General features: G+C 39.7%; 27 protein-coding genes. 16 read left to right on the top strand and 11 right to left on the bottom strand.

Going from position 1 to position 19021, the window contains the following annotated elements; translation table 11 throughout:
• Window positions 1-7: 7 nt before the first annotated feature.
• The 4 genes from QUD05_RS04025 (at window position 8) to QUD05_RS04040 (ending at window position 2157) form a co-directional block, all read left to right on the top strand.
• Window positions 8-814: a HesA/MoeB/ThiF family protein gene (locus QUD05_RS04025; protein WP_289794964.1), complete on the top strand. Its 807-nt coding sequence runs from the start codon at window positions 8-10 to the stop codon at window positions 812-814.
• A gap of 72 nt (window positions 815-886) precedes the next feature.
• Window positions 887-1258: a HesB/IscA family protein gene (locus tag QUD05_RS04030; protein WP_069069800.1), complete on the top strand. Its 372-nt coding sequence runs from the start codon at window positions 887-889 to the stop codon at window positions 1256-1258.
• Window positions 1259-1492: 234 nt separating this feature from the next.
• Entirely contained in the window at window positions 1493-1792 is a 300-nt protein-coding gene (locus tag QUD05_RS04035; RefSeq protein ID WP_069069799.1) for a 2Fe-2S iron-sulfur cluster-binding protein, read from the top strand.
• Window positions 1793-1896: 104 nt separating this feature from the next.
• The gene (locus QUD05_RS04040; RefSeq protein ID WP_289794965.1) at window positions 1897-2157 is read left to right on the top strand and encodes a FeoA family protein; all 261 of its coding nucleotides are present in this window, start codon (window positions 1897-1899) and stop codon (window positions 2155-2157) included.
• Window positions 2158-2366: 209 nt separating this feature from the next.
• On the opposite strand, the gene QUD05_RS04045 is transcribed toward QUD05_RS04040, so the two are convergent.
• Window positions 2367-2576, bottom strand: a complete 210-nt coding sequence (locus QUD05_RS04045; RefSeq protein WP_289794966.1) for a TOBE domain-containing protein — start codon at window positions 2574-2576, stop codon at window positions 2367-2369.
• Between the two features lie 318 nt (window positions 2577-2894).
• On the opposite strand from QUD05_RS04045, the gene QUD05_RS04050 reads away from it, so the two are divergent.
• The 5 genes from QUD05_RS04050 to QUD05_RS04070 all read left to right on the top strand — a co-directional run bounded on the left by QUD05_RS04050 (window position 2895) and on the right by QUD05_RS04070 (window position 7409).
• Window positions 2895-3776 (top strand): ATP-binding protein, encoded by an 882-nt coding sequence (locus QUD05_RS04050; protein ID WP_289794967.1) that lies wholly within the window; start codon window positions 2895-2897, stop codon window positions 3774-3776.
• Between the two features lie 35 nt (window positions 3777-3811).
• On the top strand, window positions 3812-4957 hold the full coding sequence (gene lysS, locus QUD05_RS04055; RefSeq protein WP_289794968.1) for a homocitrate synthase: 1146 nt from the start codon (window positions 3812-3814) through the stop codon (window positions 4955-4957).
• 321 nt (window positions 4958-5278) lie between these two features.
• Window positions 5279-5767 (top strand): ankyrin repeat domain-containing protein, encoded by a 489-nt coding sequence (locus QUD05_RS04060; RefSeq protein ID WP_289794969.1) that lies wholly within the window; start codon window positions 5279-5281, stop codon window positions 5765-5767.
• Complete coding sequence (locus QUD05_RS04065; RefSeq protein WP_289794970.1) at window positions 5730-7016, top strand: nitroreductase family protein; 1287 nt, start codon at window positions 5730-5732, stop codon at window positions 7014-7016. The genes QUD05_RS04060 and QUD05_RS04065 overlap by 38 nt, the downstream gene beginning before the upstream one ends.
• 18 nt (window positions 7017-7034) lie before the next feature.
• Window positions 7035-7409, top strand: coding sequence for a hypothetical protein (locus QUD05_RS04070; RefSeq protein WP_289794971.1), 375 nt, complete (start codon window positions 7035-7037; stop codon window positions 7407-7409).
• A gap of 46 nt (window positions 7410-7455) precedes the next feature.
• On the opposite strand, the gene QUD05_RS04075 is transcribed toward QUD05_RS04070, so the two are convergent.
• The 4 genes from QUD05_RS04075 to QUD05_RS04090 form a co-directional block, all read right to left on the bottom strand.
• Window positions 7456-7926, bottom strand: a complete 471-nt coding sequence (locus QUD05_RS04075) for a hydrogenase maturation protease (RefSeq protein ID WP_289794972.1) — start codon at window positions 7924-7926, stop codon at window positions 7456-7458.
• A 196-nt stretch (window positions 7927-8122) separates the two neighbouring features.
• Window positions 8123-8662 (bottom strand): hypothetical protein, encoded by a 540-nt coding sequence (locus QUD05_RS04080; protein WP_289794973.1) that lies wholly within the window; start codon window positions 8660-8662, stop codon window positions 8123-8125.
• A 479-nt stretch (window positions 8663-9141) separates the two neighbouring features.
• Entirely contained in the window at window positions 9142-9564 is a 423-nt protein-coding gene (locus QUD05_RS04085) for a hypothetical protein (protein ID WP_289794974.1), read from the bottom strand.
• A gap of 165 nt (window positions 9565-9729) precedes the next feature.
• Window positions 9730-10062, bottom strand: a complete 333-nt coding sequence (locus tag QUD05_RS04090; RefSeq protein ID WP_289794975.1) for a winged helix-turn-helix transcriptional regulator — start codon at window positions 10060-10062, stop codon at window positions 9730-9732.
• A 102-nt stretch (window positions 10063-10164) separates the two neighbouring features.
• Here QUD05_RS04090 and QUD05_RS04095 point away from each other — a divergent pair, with 102 nt between their 5' ends.
• The 4 genes from QUD05_RS04095 to QUD05_RS04110 all read left to right on the top strand — a co-directional run bounded on the left by QUD05_RS04095 (window position 10165) and on the right by QUD05_RS04110 (window position 12204).
• Window positions 10165-10902: an SDR family oxidoreductase gene (locus tag QUD05_RS04095; protein ID WP_289794976.1), complete on the top strand. Its 738-nt coding sequence runs from the start codon at window positions 10165-10167 to the stop codon at window positions 10900-10902.
• 110 nt (window positions 10903-11012) lie between these two features.
• A complete protein-coding gene (locus QUD05_RS04100) occupies window positions 11013-11681 on the top strand; it encodes a DUF1294 domain-containing protein (protein ID WP_289794977.1) in 669 nt (222 codons plus the stop codon).
• Between the two features lie 85 nt (window positions 11682-11766).
• The gene (locus tag QUD05_RS04105) at window positions 11767-11976 is read left to right on the top strand and encodes a type II toxin-antitoxin system HicB family antitoxin (protein WP_289794978.1); all 210 of its coding nucleotides are present in this window, start codon (window positions 11767-11769) and stop codon (window positions 11974-11976) included.
• A 45-nt stretch (window positions 11977-12021) separates the two neighbouring features.
• Window positions 12022-12204 carry a type II toxin-antitoxin system HicA family toxin gene (locus tag QUD05_RS04110; protein ID WP_289799877.1) on the top strand — a complete coding sequence of 61 codons (183 nt, stop codon included), beginning with the start codon at window positions 12022-12024 and terminating at the stop codon, window positions 12202-12204.
• A gap of 36 nt (window positions 12205-12240) precedes the next feature.
• Here QUD05_RS04110 and QUD05_RS04115 read toward each other — a convergent pair whose 3' ends face one another.
• Together QUD05_RS04115 and QUD05_RS04120 are read right to left on the bottom strand one after the other, a co-directional pair.
• Window positions 12241-12639, bottom strand: coding sequence for a type II toxin-antitoxin system VapC family toxin (locus tag QUD05_RS04115; protein ID WP_289794979.1), 399 nt, complete (start codon window positions 12637-12639; stop codon window positions 12241-12243).
• The gene (locus QUD05_RS04120; protein WP_289794980.1) at window positions 12636-12881 is read right to left on the bottom strand and encodes a type II toxin-antitoxin system Phd/YefM family antitoxin; all 246 of its coding nucleotides are present in this window, start codon (window positions 12879-12881) and stop codon (window positions 12636-12638) included. Before QUD05_RS04120 ends, QUD05_RS04115 begins: the two co-directional genes overlap by 4 nt.
• Window positions 12882-13029: 148 nt before the next feature.
• Between QUD05_RS04120 and QUD05_RS04125 the strand changes: the two genes are divergently transcribed.
• The 3 genes from QUD05_RS04125 to QUD05_RS04135 all read left to right on the top strand — a co-directional run bounded on the left by QUD05_RS04125 (window position 13030) and on the right by QUD05_RS04135 (window position 14414).
• Window positions 13030-13239 carry a hypothetical protein gene (locus QUD05_RS04125; protein ID WP_289794981.1) on the top strand — a complete coding sequence of 70 codons (210 nt, stop codon included), beginning with the start codon at window positions 13030-13032 and terminating at the stop codon, window positions 13237-13239.
• A 4-nt stretch (window positions 13240-13243) separates the two neighbouring features.
• Window positions 13244-13651, top strand: a complete 408-nt coding sequence (locus tag QUD05_RS04130; RefSeq protein WP_289794982.1) for a hypothetical protein — start codon at window positions 13244-13246, stop codon at window positions 13649-13651.
• A 154-nt stretch (window positions 13652-13805) separates the two neighbouring features.
• Window positions 13806-14414, top strand: coding sequence for a Uma2 family endonuclease (locus QUD05_RS04135; RefSeq protein WP_409878073.1), 609 nt, complete (start codon window positions 13806-13808; stop codon window positions 14412-14414).
• Window positions 14415-14460: 46 nt separating this feature from the next.
• On the opposite strand, the gene QUD05_RS04140 is transcribed toward QUD05_RS04135, so the two are convergent.
• From QUD05_RS04140 to QUD05_RS04155, 4 genes are all read right to left on the bottom strand, one after another.
• A complete protein-coding gene (locus QUD05_RS04140) occupies window positions 14461-16056 on the bottom strand; it encodes a nickel-dependent hydrogenase large subunit (protein ID WP_289794983.1) in 1596 nt (531 codons plus the stop codon).
• A gap of 161 nt (window positions 16057-16217) precedes the next feature.
• On the bottom strand, window positions 16218-17180 hold the full coding sequence (locus QUD05_RS04145) for a hydrogenase small subunit (protein WP_289794984.1): 963 nt from the start codon (window positions 17178-17180) through the stop codon (window positions 16218-16220).
• Window positions 17181-17620: 440 nt separating this feature from the next.
• Window positions 17621-17818: a hypothetical protein gene (locus QUD05_RS04150; protein WP_289794985.1), complete on the bottom strand. Its 198-nt coding sequence runs from the start codon at window positions 17816-17818 to the stop codon at window positions 17621-17623.
• 93 nt (window positions 17819-17911) lie between these two features.
• Window positions 17912-18766, bottom strand: a complete 855-nt coding sequence (locus QUD05_RS04155; RefSeq protein WP_289794986.1) for an Rpn family recombination-promoting nuclease/putative transposase — start codon at window positions 18764-18766, stop codon at window positions 17912-17914.
• Between the last annotated feature and the right edge of the window lie 255 nt (window positions 18767-19021).

The raw sequence follows: 19021 nt of genomic DNA on the forward strand, positions 1-19021 counted from the left end.
GTATAAATTGGTTAACCTAACGCCTACCGAATTAGAACGCTATCGTCGCCAAATGATGCTTCCAAATTTTGGCGAAACAGCACAGAAACGCCTAAAGTCAGCGACAGTTTTGGTTACAGGTGTGGGAGGATTAGGCGGTACAGCGGCGCTTTACTTAGCAGTAGCGGGCGTTGGGCGGCTAATCCTAGTCCGGGGTGGTGACTTGCGGCTAGATGATATGAATCGTCAGGTTCTCATGACTGATGATTGGGTAGGTAAGCCAAGGGTATTCAAAGCTAAAGAAACTCTGGATGCGATTAATCCTGATGTCCAAGTGGAAATTGTTCATGATTACATCACCCCGGAAAATGTAGATTCGTTAGTGCAGTCGGCTGATATGGCTCTTGATTGCGCCCACAATTTTACAGAGCGCAATTTGTTAAATGAAGCCTGTGTGCGATCGCGTAAGCCAATGGTGGAAGCCGCAATGAATGGGATGGAGGCTTACCTGACAACGATTATTCCTGGTGTGACTCCTTGTTTATCTTGTCTGTTTCCAGAAAAGCCTGAGTGGGATCAGCGCGGCTTTTCAGTTCTAGGCGCTGTTTCTGGAACCCTAGCTTGTCTAACAGCACTGGAAGCAATCAAGCTGATCACCGGGTTTAGTCAGCCTCTATTATCGCAATTGCTGACAATCGACTTAAATCGAATGGAATTTGCTAAACGCCGTTCTCACCGCGATCGCTCTTGTCCAGTATGCGGCAATAGTGCGCCTTGGAGACACGCACAATCCAATTCGATGGAACCCACAGGTATTACACAACATAGTCATTAGTCATTAGCAAAAGACAAATGACAATCCCCACCTGAAATCAAAACAACTAATCGCTACAAATCAGGAGACTTAATGGCCGTCATTTTATCAGAAAAAGCAGAATTTCATCTGCGAGCATTCCTCAAAGGTTCAGCACCCGACGCTAATGGCGCAACTAAAGGTGTCCGCATCTCGGTAAGAGATGGTGGTTGCAGTGGCTATGAATATGCGATCGATATCACCAGCAAGCCCCAACCAGATGATCTAGTAAGCCAGCAAGGCAAAGTGCTAGTTTACGTTGATGCCAAAAGTGCGCCCTTATTAGACGGAGTTATCGTTGACTTCGTTGAGGGAGTGATGGAAAGCGGTTTTAAATTCATCAACCCCAATGCAACTGATACCTGCGGTTGTGGCAAGTCCTTTAAAACAGACGATGGTACGCCTACTGGTGTACCTTGCAGCTAAAGCTAACATCATTTCGTTAGTGCTAAGTCAATTGTAGAGATTTCCCATAGACACACTCCGCAGAGTTTCAATGCCCTTGAAATAGCTTCTAGTTCGCTTTGCATCTTTTACCCCTATAAAGAAGCTAACTGAACTTAGCATCTCTGTAAGAAGAAGGGAAGCAAAAAGTAGGATAGGTTGCTCAAAAACTTCAGAAATTACACCAACTGTATAACGTTTGAGGAGAATCGGAAAATGGCTTCCTACCAAGTTAGATTAATCAACAAAAAAGAAGACATCGACACCACAATTGAAGTTGACGAAGAAACGACAATCTTGGAAGCAGCAGAAGAAAATGGTATTGAGTTGCCCTTTTCATGTCATGCAGGTTCCTGCTCTAGCTGTGTTGGTAAAGTTGTCGAAGGTGAAGTTAATCAAGACGATCAAAACTTTTTAGATGACGATCAGGTTTCTAAAGGATACGCTCTACTTTGTGTAACCTATCCTCGTTCTAATTGCACAATTAAGACACATCAAGAAGCATATCTGGTCTAAGTTACTACTTTGGTTGCTGCCTTTAGCGACCAAATAAAACATGAAGGACGAAGGATGAAAATATACTTCCTTCTTCCTTTCACAATTCCTAATTTATAATTAAAATGTTTACCAGCTTTAGTGTTACTGGCTGTTCATTAGAGTTATTGAGAATAGGAGAGCGAGGAATCGTAATTTTCTGTAAAACTCAGGATAAAACAATCTTGAAAAAACTTACATTCATGGGAATAGTAACAGGAAATCATATTAGTTTAAAGCAAGATTTTCCCTCTTTTATCCTCAAGATTGATAACAGAGATTTTGTACTAGATTTAGAAAGTGTCCGAGCGATTTATGTTCGCGTTAGTGATAATTCCACTAATTAGCATTTATGTATATCCTTAATTATTTATGAGAAATAAAATACCCGACTTTTTAAATAAGTCGGGGAACTATGATTTTCAATTCTTAAAAATCTAATATGATTGCTGTAATTACACCAAACTAAGTTATTGCACTCTTTTTGTCACTAAATTATATAAATGCAATTTGATATGAAAAATAGAGTAGCTTGCAAAGGAAGCCACTCTATTTTTTAATCAACAGCAACTATCACATCTGATGCTTTAATCACGGCATAAGCCTGTTTACCTTCTCCAAGTCCTAGCTTTTCTGCTGATGATTTTGTGATGATTGACACTAGCTCTACTCCTGGCGCTAGTTCTAAAGTTATCTCAGTATTAACTGAACCATGTACAACTTTTTTGACAGTACCCTTAAGAGAATTACGAGCGCTAATTTCCATGTTTTTAATTCACTATCTTGAACTATTTATACCTTAGTTAAGTTAGCAAGTTTTGATTTTAAAACTAGCTTTTTTTAAGATATCTTAATAATTTTGAAATAATCCTCATTTACTTAACAGTAGTATCTCTGCTTGACAAGAATTACAAAAATAGGCGTGGTAGTCACTTGCTGCAAAAAGTAAGATAAAAAATTTAAAAAAACTAACTATTGATGGATATGATCATTCATTTAACACAGCTAGTTAATTATGTATAAGTACCGAAGATAGAAAATATTTATGTACTTATAATGACTAAACTAAAAAGAGGTTTATATTGTGCAGCATCAAGTTAATACAACAAGACCAAATCTATTTTTTGAACATTTAAGTCCAGTTGGAGGTGTAGGATTTCCTGTTCCTAAAGATTGGTTGCCAATAACAAGTTTTCCCTTACTTATTATAGTAGGTATGACTGGTGTGGGGAAAAGCACAATCACAAAAGCTTTGGCTGAAGAAGGCTTGGATTTTACACTTTTACCTAATCGTCGTGTTTTAACCGAACGCGTGATAATTGCGCCAATGTTAAAAATGCAAGAGAAACTCATGCAGCCTCATTGCCGGATTAAACGTTTAACTTATACTCGCCTTTATCGAGAATACTTTCCTGGTGGAATGGGTCACATTTTAGCTTCTCTACACATCAATCCACAAGAAGTAAACTCTATGTTAGTTTTCGATAGTTTGCGTGGTGAAAATGAGGTTCGCTATGCAGCTACAGCTTTAAAAAATGCTAAATTTGTAATGTTGACCGCACCAAATACGGTGCGTTTAGAAAGGCTTCTAAAACGTCATGATTCTTTTGATCGAATTGCTAATCAAGAATTAGACGATCGTATGCAAATTATCCCAGAAGTACTGAGCAATTTTGCTAGTTTAGGCGTACCAGAGGCTTCTGCTTATTTTACTCCTAAAGAAGAACAACAAATCTTAGAACTTGTAAGCAAACAAGTTGTTACAGGTGTAGAATTGCGAGAAAAACTAAAAATATTTGTGGAAGAGAGTCAGAACTATGATTCGGTTCCGACAAAACAGATTTTAGAAGCGATGGATACAAGCGATCGCTCTCTTATAATTGATACTATAACCAGTCCCCAAGAATCAGCCAAAGCAATTATTTCTCAATTATGCAAATCTGTTAATATAAAAACTAACAAGTGAATATCCTTAGTAAGAATTAGTATAGGGATTACTCAATGTCGCTATCTGAATTTGCAATTGTAGAAAGTACTCTCCGTGAAGGTGAACAATTCGTCAAAGCCAATTTCTCTTCAGATGATAAAGTCGAAATTGCTGAGGCCCTTGCTGCATTTGGAGTAGAATATATAGAGTTAACGTCACCAATTGCTTCACCTCAGTCTAGACGAGACTGTGAACGATTAGCTAGGTTAGGCTTGCCATCCAAAATATTAACTCACATTCGCTGTCATTTAGAAGATGCTAAAGTCGCTTTAGCAACAGGCGTCGCTGGGATTAATTTAACTATTGGTAGTTCTTCTTTGATGCGTCAGTTTAGTCATGGTAAAAATATTAATCAAATTATTGATTTAGCATCTGAAGTTTTAACTTTTATTCATCAACAAGCCCCCGATATTGAGTTACGGTTTTCGGCTGAGGATTCGTCACGCACTTCCATAGAAGATTTAATTACAATTTATTCTGAGATTGAAAAGTTAGGAGTTGTCAAACGCATAGGAATTGCCGATACAGTAGGAATTATTACCCCAATGCAAGTATTTGAATTAGTGAAGACTTTGCGCCAATTCACTAATTTAGATATTGAGTTTCATGGTCATAATGATACAGAATGTGCAAATGCTAACAGTTATACAGCACTGGAAGCGGGTGCAACTCATATTGATACTTGTGTTCTGGGTATTGGTGAGCGAAATGGTATTACCTCACTAGCTGGATTTATTGCGAGGTTATATGCTACAAATCCAGAGCAGATTAAGTCTAAATATCGCTTGGATGAACTTGGTTACTTGCATGAATTAGTTGCGAGAAAAGTTGGGATTTCTATTCCTTTTAACCATTGTGTTTTTGGGGAAAGTGCTTTTAGTCATAAAGCTGGTATTCATACTAAAGCTATGCTCAATAACTCGGAGACTTATGAAGCTATTAATCCCCGGAGTTTTGGTGTAACGCGCTCAATTTTAATTAATCATAAATTGGCTGGAAAACAGGCGGTTAATCACCGAGCTAATGAATTAGGACTTTCCTTTAATTTATCCCAGCTTAAAGATATTACCCATAGATTGAAAGCTTTAGCTGATAACCAAAGTCTTACCATCGAAGATGTAGATAATATTTTATATTCTTATCATTGTCAGTCAATTTGAAAATATACACACTTACTGTCCAAGTGCAGATCCCCGACTTCTTCAAGAAGTTGGGGATCTAAATCCACCTATATCTGCTATTAATCTATCTTATGTAAGAAAACTGTAAAAATTACTGCTTTTCCATTATTTTTCAAGCTTTTTTAAGATGAATGTTTGCTGTTCTTTATAAATGATTCATAATTTAAACTTATAAAATTGATAGCATATATGTAAGTTAAAAGGAGTTAAATAACATTTTTGCAAAAATGGTGAGCATTGCTCACCATTCTATTTGCCAAGCAAATTTATATTAGTAAAAAAGTTAACTTAGGAGTAGTTATGAATCTAACCAACAGTCAAAAATTGAGTGGCGTAACAACCCAATGGCTAATAGCAAAAGGCTATAATCCTGGCGATTTGAATCAGCCAGGTGAAAATGGTGATACAGCTTTAATGAAAGCGACAAGAGAAGGAGTTTATACAGTCGTCAAAGAGCTAATTGATACAGGCGTAGATATTAATGCTCGAAATAGCGATCGCAACAATGCTTTATGGTTTGCTTGTTTTGGTAATCACTACGATTTAATTAATTTACTCTTGGCTCATAACATTGACATTAACAACCAAAATGATAACGGTGCAACTGTTTTAATGTACGCAGCATCAGCCGGAAAGACAGAAGTCGTCAAGTTACTTTTAGAACATCATCCTAATTTATATTTAAAAAACTTAGACGATTATAAAGCGATAGATTTTGCTAGCAACGTAGAAGTCTTAAGGATAATTAAAAATGCCATCAAGTCAGATATTGGGCAAAGCTTATCATGACGCTACCAAGCATTCTTACTTATCGGTACAACTCGATCCAAATTATGTAGATGCTTCAACACAGCCATCTGCATTTAAAGTTTATCCCAAGTTTTATCGGAGAGTGAAATTAAATCTCAATAATCCTGTTCACTCTTTTATCTCATTAACCAGTGCGATAACACTAGAAAAAGTATATAAAGATGGCCCTTATAAACTGCGAGTGAATCCATCAGCAGGCGCTCTGTATCCTACGGAAGTTTACGTACAGGTTCGTGGAATTGAGGGAATGGTAAATGGTATATACCATCTAGAAGTTGAGAATAATTGTCTAACTCTCATCTATGAATTAATTGATGATGGGTTGGAGAATTATATTATACCGGGTAAATGTATCAACGGATTCATCTTTTTAATTAGTTGTGTTTATTATAGGTCTAGCTGGAAATATCAAAATAGAAGCATAAGATATTGCTTCTTAGATAGCGGACACCATTTAGGTGCGATCGCAGCTTCAGCTTTTCTCCACAACCGAGATATACAACTAATTTTTGACTTTGATAAACTCGCTCTCAATTCTGATTTGGGATTGGAGAATAAAGAGTTTATTACTGCTTGTGCGGTGTCAGGAGAAATACAAGACAAGAAAATCAGAAGCTTAAGGCTGAAAGTTCCTTTTGTCTCTGGTACTGATTATTTTGAATCCAATCAATTTATTGAAGATGCTTATCAAGCAACTACTCTAGAAAAGAGTCGTCAGCAAAAATTAGAGTATCCTCAATTTGATTTCGATCGGGATAAATTTTATCAAACTGTTTGGGATAGACGTTCTATTAGACGTTTCCGGAAAGAGGCTATTTCTCAAGAAGATTATTTATATGTAGTGCAACAACTTCAACAGTCAATACCGACAGAAAACTATGAGGAAATAGAAATTTACTCAGTGGTGCATCGAGTAAAAAAAATGACACCTGGGTTATATAGAGGTACACATCTGGTTAAAGCAGGTAATTTTAGCGAAAAGACAGGTTACTTATGTATTAATCAGGCTATTGCTAGAGATGGCGCAGTAACTTTATTTTTTGTGTCAGATTATTTAAATTATCAAACTGCTATGCAAATAGCTGGTTTTCTCGGACAAAGACTTTATTTAACTAGTAATTATTTGGGAATTGAGTGTAGTGGAATTGGTGCATATTATGATGACGAAACCCAAGAATTATTAGAAACGAATAAAGATGTACTTTATGGAATGGTGATTGGAATATAAGCAGGAAGCTAAAGAGAGATGGCTAAAAAGATGTATTACTTAAATGGTGATGATTCACATCCGATGCAACCGACATCTGCTGATATTATACTGCGGCAGCAATTAGAGTATTCTATTAGCAGATACTTTTATGACGCTTGCGATCGCACCATTCAAAATCTACTGTCTGATTGTCGGTGGTATGTCACAACGCACGCCAATGCTCTGACATTGGTAATTGAATGTCCCGATCAAGTTATTAATTGGCGTGTTTTACAAAAAATTGTGCCAATGGGAACATTGCTATATGGAATTGTTAACAGTGCTAAAATCCGTGTTTGTCCGCCAGAAAGTCAAGGTATACCTTTTGAGATGAGGGTAGATGAACTTTCTGTTTATCGGGATTGGGCATAGATAAGAGAGACGCGATTAATCGCGTCTGTACAAGAGTTAGAAATTTTTACTTATTATTCTGGCTGATGAGTGCAGCTACCTCTTCAAAAACTAAATCAGCAGAATGTTTGATAGCAGGACTTAATTCCAGTCCCAAACTAAGATTTGCCGCTTCAATTAAATAAACTTTCACATCTTCAGGAAAGTCATTTTGAAAGATTTTCCGTCCGGCGGCTAAAGCATTATCCCAACGAAAATCGTGCAAGTTATAACTAGGTTCGGGCATTGCTTCCAGTTCTTTTCCTGGAACTTTAAACACAGCACCCGGTTCAGAACCTGTTGAACTTGCATCAATAATTACTAATTGTTTACTACCTCTAGCTTGAAACATTACTTCCATCCCTGCGGTGCCACAGTCATATACTCGCACATGAGGATGAGGGTTTTCAGCTAGATATTTTTGTAAACGTTGAGCAATGATTACGCCTACTGCGTCGTCACTGCGATTGAGATTTCCGCAACCAATAATAGTGAGCATGGGATAAATTTTATTCGCTTAGTCTATCGATCGCAAACTGGGGGCTAAGTTTGACGATCGCATTGTATTACTAGAATAGAGATAAATGAAAATTTGGAGATAGATGACTAATCAGGAATTCCAGAACCTTACATCCACTGCGATCGCGGTGGATGTAGGTAGTTCACTCTACAATGACAGCCCCCAGTCCGGCTTGTTACGGGTTGTGCGACAACGTGACGGGGAACTGGAGAAGCTGGGCAACGACCTGGTTCGGCGCTCCGACTGGCGCGAGGTCTACTGGTTGCTGTAATTGGTAAACGGCACCTTGCGGCGGAAACATCGTAAGGTTGTCGTTGAGCAGTGTAGCCGTCTTAGTGTTCGACAGCACCAGGGGCGGACCGCCGCCTGGTGGCTTCTCGATTGTCACATTTAAATCCAGAAACATAGTCTGCCGAAAAGTCGGCGGCATATTCTTGGTAACTTCGAGCAGGCTGAGCGGCGTCTCGTCGATATCGGCCTGACTGATGGTAACCTTGCCGAGCACAGGACTATCAGCCGAGAACTCGAGACCGATCACCTTTAGCTTAACGCCACCAAGACCACCTGCGAGGTTGGCCTCTACTCGCACTAGAAGCCCTCCCTTAAAGTCCAGCGTAATGATCCCTAAGACATCCACTCTCAGCGGTGTATTTACCGTGTAGCCACTGATCGGGATCTCCAAACCGATCGGCGGAAGAAGTCCACCTAGCATCATAATGTTAACCTCTATCTTAAACTAAAAATGATTTGGTTGATTAGTTTGGCTTTTTTAAAGACCGTGTTCGTATCATCTAGCGATCGCTATTCAAGATGCAAGGACAGTTAAGACAGTTAAGACAGTTAATCAATATTTTATATTGACTTAATATATACTTTATTGCTGCTTCATAATAGTATGGATGAAGATAAATTTATCGCTATCCAAAATAATTTATTTTCAGTTGGCTTTGAAAGAACAGCAATCAATTATTCATCGGATGAGATTGACAGCAATAAAATCAGAAATTATGTTTGTCTCATGCAACATAATTATGAAATTTTTGACACTAAATTGTCGTGACTTTGAGCTTGTTCGTTCAAGACACTGCGATTACTTTAAGTTGTTACCATAATCTGCAAAATGCAGGGTTACACAAAAGGCTTTGGCTAATAGTATAGACAAAGCCTCTGAAGAAGTAACTTATCAGCAGGAAACTATAAAGCTACACCATGTTTCTTGGCAACTTCAGTCAGTTTATCATACTGATCTTGTGACACTTTAGTTAATATCTCTTCAGCCTGTTCTTTAGTACTTCCTTCTTTAGGAATTAAGTACTTGACATAAAGAGATACAAAATCAGCAGCGATCGCTAAACCGGATAAAGCGTGTTTGTCAGCTTCCTTACCAGCGATCGCAGCTACCAAACCGGCTTTAATTGGGTCTGGTTTAACTTTCATGAACTGCTCGACAAGTTTAGGAACATAGTCTTCTGGTGGCAAATTATCTAACTTACTTATATCAGGAGTAAAGTTACATTCTGCGGCTTGAGCTTGCTCTAAAACACACCATTCTATGTATTCTTGCAATGCTGCATCGGGAACGCGAGGGAGATAATTATGTAGCGCTAAATCAGACACAAGCTTACCGTGTAAATTGCTGTTTTATGCAAATGCATTAACGCAAGCCTAACCCACTATTTCTATAAGTTTTAGTGTGTTACGCTACGAGTTGTGAATATCAGGCATTAGGAATAGGACATTGGGAATAGGGCATTAGAAAATCTCTGCTCCACTTCCTAATTTCTATTCCCTAATAACTCGCTTTAGATGTTCTTGTCCCCAGTCGCAAAGAGCTTTTAATACAGGTATAAGAGTTCTGCCATAATCTGTAAAAGAATATTGCACTTTTAAAGGTACATCTGAGTACACTTTTCGGTTAACAATTCCATCATTTTCTAGCTCACGAAGTTGTTGAATCAACATTTTTTCAGTAATCTCAGGAATCAATTGTTTCAATTCGCTGTATCGTTTGGCTTCATCCTTCAAGTGCCAGAGAATCAAAATCTTCCATTTGCCACCTAAAATTTTTAGTGTTGCTTGCACAAATGATGTGCCTTCAGTTTGCTTTTCTGACATATATTATGCGAACTTACAAAAAAGTAAGTACTTCCCAAAAAGTAAGTATAAGTATATTTTTGGATTAGAGTAATTCCTATTTCAACGGTATAAAGGAAAAGCATGGAAGTTTTAGGTGCAACTGCCCTGGTAACTGGCGCAAATGGAGGTCTAGGGAAGTACTTTGTAGAGGGATTGAGAGCGCAAGGTGTAGCCAAAATTTATGCTGGCGCTCGCAAGGTGGATGCTTTAGCTGAAATTGTTGCAACTGATCCGCAGCGAATTATCCCGATTCAGTTAGAAATTACTGATGAAGAATCTGTTCGTCAAGCTGCACTAAAATGTCAAGATGTCAACTTGTTGATTAACAATGCTGGTGTGGGCTTGAACCAGGGATTGATTGCTGCACCTGATTTGTCTTCCGCTAGGGCAGAAATGGAAGTTAATTATTTTGGGACGTTGATTATGTGCCGTGCTTTTGCTCCTATCTTGAAACAAAATGGAGGTGGAGCGATCGCTAATATGGTTTCAATGGTGGCGCGGGTGAATCTTCCTTTTAATGGGAGCTATGGCGCTTCTAAAGCAGCAGTTTTGTCATTGACTCAGGCGGTTCGGGCAGAATTAGCGGCTCAAAAAACGCTGGTGGTAGCAGTGTTACCAGGAGCGATCGATATTGGTATGGGCAAGTCTTTCCCTGATCCAAAAGTACCTCCAGAAGAAGTAGTTCGGGATGCGCTGCAAGCTGTAGTTGATGGCATAGAAGAAGTTTACCCAGGTGAGCAGGCCAAGCAACTCAATGAGCAACTAATGCAAGATCCTAAAGGAGTTGAAAAGTTTATTGCGACATTTTTACCAGGGTAAAGAGTTGATGGAGCGATGTCTCCGACGGGCTACGCCTACGCATTTTTGGTGTTATCTATTTGTGTAAACTAGGGCATACTGTAAAGCAGGTATAAACATATAATTTGTTCATGAAACCTGCTTTACACATAGGACAGCTAACTATCTGGAAGGACGATCGCGGGTTTGGTTTCATACAACCTAATGATGGTAGTCAAGAAGTCTTTCTACACATTACAGGATTTAAAGACGTTAACCGTCGTCCTCAAGCTGGTGATTTCATTTGTTATCAATTAACAGTTAGTAAAGATGGCAAAGTACGCGCTTGTAATGCTTCTATTGAAGAAGTTAAATCAAAATCCTTATCTTCTAACGCACCAAATAAGTCTGTATCCAGAACTGTAGATAAATCTTTATCATTAGCATTAAATACATTACTTCTATCTTTACTACCAGGGTTGGGTTCAATTCATCTTGCACTAACAACTGGCAACCCAATTCCGCTAATTCTTTATCCTGTCATGAGTTTAATTACTTTTGGACTATATGCCGATGATAAGTCTCGCGCACAACAAGGACGATGGAGAACGCAAGAAAATACTTTACATCTGTGCGAATTTATGGGTGGTTGGTTAGGTGCATTTGTTGCTCAACAGAAGCTACGTCACAAAAGCAGCAAAGCTTCTTATCAAGTTGTATTTTGGGTGATAGCAATTCTTCACATTGTATTTTGGTTAGATTGGCTATTTTTTGGTAAGACGTTGATAAATCTGTTTTTCGGTATTGCTTCTAGGTGGTAATTAAGTTTAGTCTGATTGTCATAGATCGCTCACTTCGATGACCAATCCAGTAAGCTGTAAAGTGAGCCTTGTATATGATTATGATATGAAAACTTTTACTGCGATCGTTGAAAGAGATTCTGATACTAAGTTCTATGTGGGCTATGTCCCTGGCTTTCCTGGAGCGCATTCTCAAGGCGAAACCTTGGATGAATTGCAGGAAAATTTGCGTGAAGTTATTGAAATGCTTCTAGAGGACGAGGATCTGGTATTCGAGACAGAGTTTGTAGGTATACAACAGATTGTGGTTCAGTAGACCATGAGTAATATTCCTATTCTGAAACCCTAAGAAGTTGTACGAATATTGGAGAAGCTTGGGTTTGTGGAGGTGCGTCAGAAAGGCTCACACAAACAGTTTCGACACGAAGATGGACGAGGAACAACAGTCCCATTCCACAAAGGGCGTGACATCTCACCAAGGTTGCTACGGCAGATTGCGAGTGATATTGGTTTGACGATTGAAGAAATGCTGGAGTGGCGATGAGGTTTAACACTTAACCAGAAATCAAATGTTAAAATCTCAGGATTTGGCTGCCCAAAGTAGTGAAATGTCGTACTGATTGAACATTGAATCGGCACTCACAAGCGTCATATCTTCTATCTGAGCCTGTGCGATCAACATTCTGTCAAAAGGATCTCGGTGGTGCAAAGGTAACGCAGCCGCTTGTAAAGCATGAGAAGCTGTAATTTCTAGAGAGCGCATTGCCAACACCCCCATCCGACTAGAAATATAATTGTCTATGGGATCTGACAGTGGTAACTTGCCGATCGCAACTTTTATCCCCATTTCCCAAATGCTAGCAACTGAGAGCCACAATTCATTGGTTTCATCGGCAATATGGGTGATCGCTGCTTCATTTAAAAGCTCTGGTTGGGCAAACCACCATAACCAGCACTGCGTATCTAGCAAAAGTTTCACTCCTCACCGCCCTCAAATGCTACCAAAATATCTTCTGGCAAAGGCGCGTTGAAATCATCTGGTACTACGAAACGCCCTTGATCCTGCCCTAAACTATTGAGTCGATTTGATGAGGAGCGAAACGGAACCAACTTAGCAACAGGAATACCTCGGTTGGAAATAATGATTTCTTCTCCAAGTTCTACGCGTGACAACAGCTTTGAGAGATTCGTTTTAGCTTGATGAATATTTACGGTTTCCATAAGATTAAACTAAGCCTGCAAACTAAGTTTAGTCTGATTGTCATAGTGGTGCAAGAGCGATGTCTACGACAGGCTACGCCTACGCTCAGTTGGATAACGGATCTAGTAAGCTATAAGTGAGCCTGGTTGGATAAATGGAGCGCGAAACATGACACTCAGTGAGCTACTTCCTGCTGTCCGCAAACTGTCTGTATCAGAAAAACTTAAGCTAATCCGCATTTTGGCACAAGAATTGGATACTAACGAAGATATTTCGCCTCTAGAACCATTTAAAACCTATGATTTGCCTACTCCCTACAATTCGTTTGGTGCAGGTGAAGTTCTTATGCAGGCATTGAAACAGACAGATCAAATGTGACCAGATGCGATTCAAATACTCGACTATTGATACTTCTCAAAATGAGTTTGACAGTTTGCCACGGATTCCACTGCGTCTTTGTCTAGGTGATAGAGCGGTTGAAGCTCTTGGACTGGTGGACAGTGGTGCAACTGTAAATGTTCTACTCTATGAAATTGGTATTGAGTTAGGTGGGGTTTGGGATGATAGCAGGGCGATTATTCAATTAGCAGGGAACCTGAGCAATCTGCCAGCAATGCCATTCTTGGCAAACGTTGAGATCGGTGATTTTGCGCCAGTTCAACTGGTATTTGCTTGGGTGAGAAGAGCGAATGTACCCTTAATTTTTGGACAGACAAACTTTTTCCTAGAGTTTGATGTGTGTTTCTACCGTTCCAAACTTGAATTTGAGATCGAACCAAAATCTAAGTAATAAATATAATCTGTGAAGCGATATCTACGACTGGCTATACCTTAGCGTAGGTATATGGCTAATCCAGTAAGTTGTAAAGTGAGCTTATGACTAACCCACCTGATAATTAAATTAAACGGGTAAGTCCTAGAGATATTGTGATAGTAGTAAGCTAATGATGTTTTTACCAGAAGGTAAGGTGATTATGGCAATCACATTAGATAAAGCTGCATCTGGGAATATGACTCTTGAGGAGTTCTTTAATTATGACGATGGTACAGATGCTCTCTATGAGTTTGAAGATGGAGAATTGCTTCTGATAACGGCTGAGAGTGAGATAAATCGACGAATTGCCATGTTTATCCTTGTCTGCTTTGTGCAACTGGGTATTCCTGCTTATCGGCTGTCGATGAAAACAGAAATTATGACTACTGGCTCACGGGTGCGCGTTCCTGATTTAGTGGTGTTTTCTGAGGAGTTGGCGACGGCGATGGAGGGGGCTAAACGATCTACGGTAATGCCAGAGATGCCACCGCCGTTATTAGTGGTTGAAGTGGTAAGTCCAAATCAGAGTAGTCGTGATTATCGCTATAAGCGATCTGAGTATGCCGCACGGGGTATCGCTGAGTATTGGATTGTTGATCCGATACAACAGCGAGTGACAGTTCTGGAATGGGTAGAGGGTTTTTATGAGGAGAAGGTGTATTTAGGAGATAGTGCGATCGCTTCACTGGTATTTGCCGATCTAAAGTTGACTGCTGTTCAAGTTTTGCAGTGCCATTAAGCAGCACTCAATGTAGGTTGTGGTAGATGATCTGATATTTTGAGAATTAAGCAGTCCGAAAACGCGCTAACTCTTCACCTGTTTTAGCATCATGGGCGTGGACTGTACACACCAAACATGAATCAAACGATCGCGCCACATGACCAACTTCCACCGGATCGCTAGAATCGTAAATGGGTGTCCCAATTAACGCTTCTTCAATGGGGCCGCGGATTCCTTCACCGTCACGAGGCCCAATATTCCAAGTACCAGGGGCAATCACTTGGTAATTCTTAATTTTACCGCCCTCTACTTCAACCCAGTGAGATAAGGAACCTCGCGCCGCTTCCGTTGCACCCCAACCACGACCATCTTTTTCTGTAGGTTTAATATACCAAGGATCGTTTAACTTGAATTCGCGCAAACAGTGTTCAGCTTGCCGATATAACTTGACAATTTCGTGAACTCGTGCTAGCTGACGCACATGAATACTAGCACCACCCATTCGTTTGAAGACATCGAGGATGAAGGGGTCGTAGTGTTGCCAAGATTCGCCATGTTGACCACCAGCTACTAATTGCCGCGCTAAGGGGCCAGTTTCCAAGCGTCCGAAGTCTTTGTGAAGGACTGCACTCGACCAAGAGTAAGCGTTATCGAAGTCTTTGGTATTGATTGCAGTGGGTTTAGTGGTGCGATCGCTAGGGTGAATATCCTCTGTCCCTTCATCGTACCAAGAGTGAGTTGTATTCTCGCGGATAAATGACTGATCCATTAAAACGTGAGTGTCTGCGAAGCTATCATACACTCCACTTTTCATAATCATCGCCGCATTTCGCCCTTCGATAGTCGGCTTTTGGTATTTATCTTCATGGGCTAAATATCCCCAAGTGACATATTTACCAACACCAGCGCCATATCTATCTAAACCAATATCTAAACCCATCCGCCAATAAAAACCTAAGTCGGAATCCCGATGATTGCGGTCTTCATCTAACCAATCTCTGAAGTCGTCATAAGTTTGGATTTGTTCGTAGCGTTCTAAAGAACAACCCAACCACACTGGTTCTAACCAATTGGTGCGAAAATATTCGAGAAGCGCCCAAGCACGGGTAATGTCTGTTAAAGTTGGGGCGCACATCACACCACCAGGAACCATGTAGCTAGAATGAGGCCATTGTCCGCCCAATAGTGCATAAATTTCTACAGGTTTAGCGGAAATTGTTATGCCTAGTTCATAAGATTTGCCAGTGAAGGCGGCAAAGCGTCTAACAGCTTCCTCATAATGGCGACTATTGCGGTATTTTTTATTGGTTAAGTCAATGGCAAACAAACCATAAAAATAGCGGGGGATGCTTTGAATTGTCTCGACAATTTGACCAAGATTTCTCGCTAAAATTGCATTGCGGGGAACTTCTGTTTCCCAAGCTGTATCCAATGCCCAAGATGCAGATGTCAGGTGAGAACCGCCGCAAATTCCGCAAATGCGAGGTGTGACAATTAATCCAGCTTGTGGGTCTTTACCACGCAGGATAACTTCAAATCCGCGAAATAATTCAGCGTGTGTCCAAGCGTTGACTACTCTTCCATGTTCAATATCAACTCGGACATCTAAATCGCCTTCAACTCTACCAACGGGCGAAATGTCTAATGATTGAATTGTCATTTGTTATTTGTCCTTTGTCATTGGTCATTTGTCATTGGTCACTTGTACTGAGTTTCGACTGCGCTCAACTACCGCGAAGCCGTTGGCGTAGCCTCTCGTAGAGAAGTATTGGTCATTAGTCATTGCTTTTTCACAAATGACAAAGGACTAATGACTAATGACTAAACAGTAAAAAAGTCTTCTTCTGCCCAAGGTGGTGCTGCGTCTTTGGCGACCATTGTGAGTAAGGCGTAGTCTTTTTTGTTCACCCCTGGCGGTAATTCTTTGGGAACTCCCATGACTGTTTGGGTTTTGAATACGGTTCCTGGTTTGAGGTCAAAGAAGGGAAATTCTGGTTCTGTGCAACCTAAACAAGGCATTCCGGCGCGGGTTTTAGATGAGACGCGGTTCCATAAGATGCGGTTGCAGGAAGAATGAGTCATGGGGCCGCGACAACCCAAGTCATAAAATAGACAGCCTTTGCGCTGACCAAATTCGGCAGTTGAAGCTTTGTAAGCAAAGTGGACGTTGCGAGTACAACCTGTTTGGGTATAGGTGTTGAAGAAGGTTTGGGGACGATTTAGTTCATCAAAAGCAATGTCTGCTATGCGTCCAGTAGCGATCGCAACTAATATCTGCGTAATCCAGTCGGGATGGGCAGGGCATCCAGGTATATTAATTACAGGTAATCCAGCTTGCGATACGAAATCTTTCCCTAAGAAGCCGCCTTCTTGACGTTTGAGAAATTGCAAACCTTCTGATTCGCTAGGGTTGGGTGACATGGCGGGAATTCCTCCCCATGTCGCACAGTCTCCCACAGCGACGATAAATTTAGCAACTTTGGCAAGGTCTAATAACCAATCTTTCATGGCGCGATCGGCAAACCGATTCCATTCGCCAGTACCGTTAGGGGCGTTAACAACACTGCCTTCAAATACCAAGATATCTAGGGGAATTGTGCCAGAAATACAATTCCGTAGAAGTGTTTGTAAGTCGTTGCCTAGTTCTAATCCCAAGGAGGGATGCCAAAGTACCTTGATACCAAAGTCGGCAATTAAATCGCAGACTGTCGGTTCTTCAGCATTGAGAAATGACATGGTGTTGCCTGAACAAGCACCACCTTGTAGCCATAGTACGTTAGTCATCGGCTAGGTGTTTTTGTATTGTTTCCCATGCATGATGTAGGTGATAATGCTTGCAAAGTCTCACCTGTTTATCAATATTTATTTTTTAATAGTAAGATATTTTTTTATCTAATTTACTTTCATTAAAAAAGAATTAATCATTAACAATAAATGAAATACTCTCAAGATTATTTTCAATAGCTCTGTCTGTTATATACAACACACATGACAAATCTAAAATAGTAAAAATAAACACTGCCTCTTGTTTTTAAATGTTGACATTAAATAAACTCAACATGCTTAACTTCTCACAGAGAAAACTATGTAATGATTAATGATTACTATCAACTGTTAATGCGTGTGAGGTGATGAGTATTTTAAGTAATCAGATTTTTATGTAATAAATGAGCCAAAAATAGGGGCACTAAACTTTGCGCCCCGTCAACTATATATCAGTTGTTTTAGGATTTTGGTTGTGCAGCTTGCCTAACAACTTGTTCGTCCAAACCCAACGCTTGAGCTATTTGCTCAATACTGAAAGCAAACGCTAATAAGTGCGGTATCACTTCTAACTTAACTTCTTGTTTACCTTCTTGTTTACCTTCTTCAAAAACATCTTGGAAAAATCTAGTTTGCCTCAAGTCATTTAATTCAAACATTTTTCCTATCTCCTCCTGGCTCAATCGCGGCAACTTGTAGATTAATATCGTCTCTATTAAACGCACTGTTAATCCTTCGCGCACCCTATTATTTTAGGATTTTGGTTGTGCAGCTTGCCTAACAACTTGTTCGTCCAAACCTAACGCTTGAGCTATCTGCTCAATACTTAAACCCAACCCTAATAATTGGGGTATCGTTTCTAACTTACCTTCTTGTATACCTTCTTGTCTACCTTCCTGTCTACCTTCTTGTTTCCCTTCTGCAAAAACATCTTGGTAAAATCTAGTTTGCTTTAATTCATTTAATCCAAACATTTTTCCTATCTCCTCCTGGCTCAATCGCGGTAACTTGTAGATTAATATCGTCTCTATCAATTGTATTATTTCCCTAATAGTAGTGACATCAGGAATTTGCTGTCGGGCACTGTTGACTATCTCTACAGCTTTTATTGTCGCAGTTGATTCGGGTTCGATGATGAGTTTAACTGTCTCTATACCGATTGATGATGCCTCAATTGAGCTTAATCCGTCGAGATAGACGCGAGTTACTCGTTGTGAGTTGAGTAATTCTGTATATCTTTCGGTATCTCCAGTATCAACGCTGCGGTTGGGGAAGATGACAACACCACGCCAATTGTTAGTTAATTCGGTTTTATCGAGATAGTTAAAAATTTCAGTAAATAAACGTGAGTAGAATTTTTTATCTGGCTGAAATTGCACTTCGGCAAAATAAATCGGTAAGTCTGGCGTATTTGGGAGGAAAACGCCATCGATTCTAAACGCCAATTGTTTGACTTCTACTGAAGAAAATTGGTAAGCACTAGCTAGTTGTGGTGGTTGATTAATCAGTTCAAAAAAAGTACTGGGGATACTCTGAAAGATTCGATAAAAGATACTGTCTGTTTTTAAAAGAGCTTGTTTTACAGTTGATGAAGATATTTTACACAACGACTAATCGGTGGTGACTATTTTGAGTACAATAAATATATGTATGTCAACAATTCAATAAAAAATATTGAAATTGTATAAGACGATGATACAAAAAGGATTTAAAAAATATTAGGTGTTTAAAACTGACATTAATATTAGCAATTTCCCCCTAGAATTTTAGAAATAGGGTGTTTTATAGTATTGTATTGAGCATGGTATAGGACGTTAGCTATAGGGGATTAAGTTTTTTCCCTAGTTTCTAGTCTTTAATCC

Origin of the sequence: Nostoc sp. GT001, assembly GCF_030382115.1 — a bacterium.
Classification (GTDB): domain Bacteria; phylum Cyanobacteriota; class Cyanobacteriia; order Cyanobacteriales; family Nostocaceae; genus Nostoc.

Bases quoted from the DNA above. Each gene is read 5' to 3' on its own strand.
- QUD05_RS04145 (WP_289794984.1), bottom strand. From the start codon at position 17,180: ATGACTAACGTACTATGGCTACAAGGTGGTGCTTGTTCAGGCAACACC.
- QUD05_RS04065 (WP_289794970.1), top strand. From the start codon at position 5,730: ATGCCATCAAGTCAGATATTGGGCAAAGCTTATCATGACGCTACCAAG.
- QUD05_RS04030 (WP_069069800.1), top strand. From the start codon at position 887: ATGGCCGTCATTTTATCAGAAAAAGCAGAATTTCATCTGCGAGCATTC.
- QUD05_RS04060 (WP_289794969.1), top strand. From the start codon at position 5,279: ATGAATCTAACCAACAGTCAAAAATTGAGTGGCGTAACAACCCAATGG.
- QUD05_RS04105 (WP_289794978.1), top strand. From the start codon at position 11,767: ATGAAAACTTTTACTGCGATCGTTGAAAGAGATTCTGATACTAAGTTC.
- QUD05_RS04080 (WP_289794973.1), bottom strand. From the start codon at position 8,662: ATGATGCTAGGTGGACTTCTTCCGCCGATCGGTTTGGAGATCCCGATC.
- QUD05_RS04140 (WP_289794983.1), bottom strand. From the start codon at position 16,056: ATGACAATTCAATCATTAGACATTTCGCCCGTTGGTAGAGTTGAAGGC.
- QUD05_RS04095 (WP_289794976.1), top strand. From the start codon at position 10,165: ATGGAAGTTTTAGGTGCAACTGCCCTGGTAACTGGCGCAAATGGAGGT.
- QUD05_RS04135 (WP_409878073.1), top strand. From the start codon at position 13,806: ATGATGTTTTTACCAGAAGGTAAGGTGATTATGGCAATCACATTAGAT.
- QUD05_RS04125 (WP_289794981.1), top strand. From the start codon at position 13,030: ATGACACTCAGTGAGCTACTTCCTGCTGTCCGCAAACTGTCTGTATCA.
- QUD05_RS04045 (WP_289794966.1), bottom strand. From the start codon at position 2,576: ATGGAAATTAGCGCTCGTAATTCTCTTAAGGGTACTGTCAAAAAAGTT.
- QUD05_RS04090 (WP_289794975.1), bottom strand. From the start codon at position 10,062: ATGTCAGAAAAGCAAACTGAAGGCACATCATTTGTGCAAGCAACACTA.
- QUD05_RS04040 (WP_289794965.1), top strand. From the start codon at position 1,897: ATGTTTACCAGCTTTAGTGTTACTGGCTGTTCATTAGAGTTATTGAGA.
- QUD05_RS04150 (WP_289794985.1), bottom strand. From the start codon at position 17,818: ATGTTTGAATTAAATGACTTGAGGCAAACTAGATTTTTCCAAGATGTT.
- QUD05_RS04070 (WP_289794971.1), top strand. From the start codon at position 7,035: ATGGCTAAAAAGATGTATTACTTAAATGGTGATGATTCACATCCGATG.
- lysS (WP_289794968.1), top strand. From the start codon at position 3,812: ATGTCGCTATCTGAATTTGCAATTGTAGAAAGTACTCTCCGTGAAGGT.
- QUD05_RS04120 (WP_289794980.1), bottom strand. From the start codon at position 12,881: ATGGAAACCGTAAATATTCATCAAGCTAAAACGAATCTCTCAAAGCTG.
- QUD05_RS04035 (WP_069069799.1), top strand. From the start codon at position 1,493: ATGGCTTCCTACCAAGTTAGATTAATCAACAAAAAAGAAGACATCGAC.
- QUD05_RS04100 (WP_289794977.1), top strand. From the start codon at position 11,013: ATGAAACCTGCTTTACACATAGGACAGCTAACTATCTGGAAGGACGAT.
- QUD05_RS04075 (WP_289794972.1), bottom strand. From the start codon at position 7,926: ATGCTCACTATTATTGGTTGCGGAAATCTCAATCGCAGTGACGACGCA.
- QUD05_RS04130 (WP_289794982.1), top strand. From the start codon at position 13,244: ATGCGATTCAAATACTCGACTATTGATACTTCTCAAAATGAGTTTGAC.